General features: G+C 57.1%; 1 rRNA gene. It reads left to right on the top strand.

Annotated features, from left to right (window positions below):
* Nucleotides 1-49: 49 nt before the first annotated feature.
* Nucleotides 50-3173: ribosomal RNA gene (locus V7793_RS35495) — 23S ribosomal RNA — on the top strand.
* The last annotated feature ends 21 nt before the right edge of the window (nucleotides 3174-3194 follow it).

Genomic DNA, 3194 nt, shown 5'->3' with positions numbered 1-3194 from the left:
GGGTGGCTGGTCGTTGCTTGAGAACTGCACAGTGGACGCGAGCATCTGTGGCCAAGTTTTTAAGGGCGCACGGTGGATGCCTTGGCACCAGGAACCGATGAAGGACGTGGGAGGCCACGATAGGCCCCGGGGAGCTGTCAACCAAGCTTTGATCCGGGGGTGTCCGAATGGGGAAACCCGGCAGTCGTCATGGGCTGTCACCCGCTGCTGAACACATAGGCAGTGTGGAGGGAACGCGGGGAAGTGAAACATCTCAGTACCCGCAGGAAGAGAAAACAACCGTGATTCCGGGAGTAGTGGCGAGCGAAACCGGATGAGGCCAAACCGTATGCGTGTGATACCCGGCAGGGGTTGCGTATACGGGGTTGTGGGATCTCTTTTTCATAGTCTGCCGGCTGTGAGACGAGTCAGAAACCGTATGGATAGGCGAAGGACATGCGAAAGGTCCGGCGTAGAGGGTAAGACCCCCGTAGCTGAAATTCATGCGGCTCGTTTAAGAGACACCCAAGTAGCACGGGGCCCGAGAAATCCCGTGTGAATCTGGCGGGACCACCCGTTAAGCCTAAATATTCCCTGGTGACCGATAGCGGATAGTACCGTGAGGGAATGGTGAAAAGTACCGCGGGAGCGGAGTGAAATAGTACCTGAAACCGTGTGCCTACAAGCCGTGGGAGCGTCGCGCATCGAGCTTGCTCGGTGCGTCGTGACTGCGTGCCTTTTGAAGAATGAGCCTGCGAGTTTGCGGTGTGTTGCGAGGTTAACCCGTGTGGGGAAGCCGTAGCGAAAGCGAGTCCGAATAGGGCGATTGAGTAGCGCGCCCAAGACCCGAAGCGGAGTGATCTAGCCATGGGCAGGTTGAAGCGGAGGTAAGACTTCGTGGAGGACCGAACCCACCAGGGTTGAAAACCTGGGGGATGACCTGTGGTTAGGGGTGAAAGGCCAATCAAACTCCGTGATAGCTGGTTCTCCCCGAAATGCATTTAGGTGCAGCGTCGTGTGTTTCTTGCCGGAGGTAGAGCACTGGATAGGCGATGGGCCCTACCGGGTTACTGACCTTAGCCAAACTCCGAATGCCGGTAAGTGAGAGCGCGGCAGTGAGACTGTGGGGGATAAGCTCCATGGTCGAGAGGGAAACAGCCCAGAGCATCGACTAAGGCCCCTAAGCGTACGCTAAGTGGGAAAGGATGTGGAGTCGCAGAGACAACCAGGAGGTTGGCTTAGAAGCAGCCACCCTTGAAAGAGTGCGTAATAGCTCACTGGTCAAGTGATTCCGCGCCGACAATGTAGCGGGGCTCAAGCGTACCGCCGAAGTCGTGTCATTCCAGCACATACCCCCAACGGGGGCTGGGATGGGTAGGGGAGCGTCGTGTGCCGGGTGAAGCAGCCGCGGAAGCGAGTTGTGGACGGTTCACGAGTGAGAATGCAGGCATGAGTAGCGATACACACGTGGGAAACGTGTGCGCCGATTGACTAAGGGTTCCTGGGTCAAGCTGATCTGCCCAGGGTAAGTCGGGACCTAAGGCGAGGCCGACAGGCGTAGTCGATGGACAACCGGTTGATATTCCGGTACCCGCTTTGAAACGCCCAATATCGAATCAGGCGATGCTAAGTCCGTGAAGCCGTTCTGGATCCTTCGGGTGAAGGAAAGTGGTGGAGCCGACGACCCAGACTTGTAGTAGGTAAGCGATGGGGTGACGCAGGAAGGTAGTCCAGCCCGGGCGGTGGTTGTCCCGGGGTAAGGGTGTAGGCCGTGTGGTAGGCAAATCCGTCACACGTTAAGGCTGAGACCTGATGCCGAGCCGATTGTGGTGAAGTGGATGATCCTATGCTGTCGAGAAAAGCCTCTAGCGAGTTTCATGGCGGCCCGTACCCTAAACCGACTCAGGTGGTCAGGTAGAGAATACCGAGGCGTTCGGGTGAACTATGGTTAAGGAACTCGGCAAAATGCCCCCGTAACTTCGGGAGAAGGGGGGCCATTTCCGGTGATGGAATTTACTTCCTGAGCTGGGGGTGGCCGCAGAGACCAGCGAGAAGCGACTGTTTACTAAAAACACAGGTCCGTGCGAAGCCGTAAGGCGATGTATACGGACTGACGCCTGCCCGGTGCTGGAACGTTAAGGGGACCGGTTAGCTCCATTTCGGTGGGGCGAAGCTGAGAACTTAAGCGCCAGTAAACGGCGGTGGTAACTATAACCATCCTAAGGTAGCGAAATTCCTTGTCGGGTAAGTTCCGACCTGCACGAATGGCGTAACGACTTCTCGACTGTCTCAACCATAGGCCCGGTGAAATTGCACTACGAGTAAAGATGCTCGTTTCGCGCAGCAGGACGGAAAGACCCCGGGACCTTTACTATAGCTTGATATTGGTGTTCGGTTCGGCTTGTGTAGGATAGGTGGGAGACTGTGAAGCCGTGGCGCCAGCCATGGTGGAGTCGTCGTTGAAATACCACTCTGGTCGTGCTGGATGTCTAACCTGGGTCCGTGATCCGGATCAGGGACAGTGTCTGGTGGGTAGTTTAACTGGGGCGGTTGCCTCCTAAAGAGTAACGGAGGCGCCCAAAGGTTCCCTCAGCCTGGTTGGCAATCAGGTGTTGAGTGTAAGTGCACAAGGGAGCTTGACTGTGAGACCGACGGGTCGAGCAGGGACGAAAGTCGGGACTAGTGATCCGGCGGTGGCTTGTGGAAGCGCCGTCGCTCAACGGATAAAAGGTACCCCGGGGATAACAGGCTGATCTTCCCCAAGAGTCCATATCGACGGGATGGTTTGGCACCTCGATGTCGGCTCGTCGCATCCTGGGGCTGGAGTCGGTCCCAAGGGTTGGGCTGTTCGCCCATTAAAGCGGTACGCGAGCTGGGTTTAGAACGTCGTGAGACAGTTCGGTCCCTATCCGCTGCGCGCGTAGGAGTCTTGAGAAGGGCTGTCCCTAGTACGAGAGGACCGGGACGGACGAACCTCTGGTGTGCCAGTTGTCCTGCCAAGGGCATGGCTGGTTGGCTACGTTCGGGAGGGATAACCGCTGAAAGCATCTAAGCGGGAAGCCTGCTTCGAGATGAGGACTCCCACCCACTTGATGGGGTAAGGCTCCCAGTAGACGACTGGGTTGATAGGCCAGGTGTGGAAGACCGGTAACGGTTGGAGCTGACTGGTACTAATAGGCCGAGGGCTTGTCCTCAGTTGCTCGCGTCCACTGTGT

Source organism: Streptomyces sp. KLMMK (genome assembly GCF_036961605.1).
Taxonomy (GTDB): Bacteria; Actinomycetota; Actinomycetes; order Streptomycetales; family Streptomycetaceae; genus Streptomyces; species Streptomyces telluris.
This window is presented reverse-complemented; position numbering and strand designations above follow the sequence as displayed.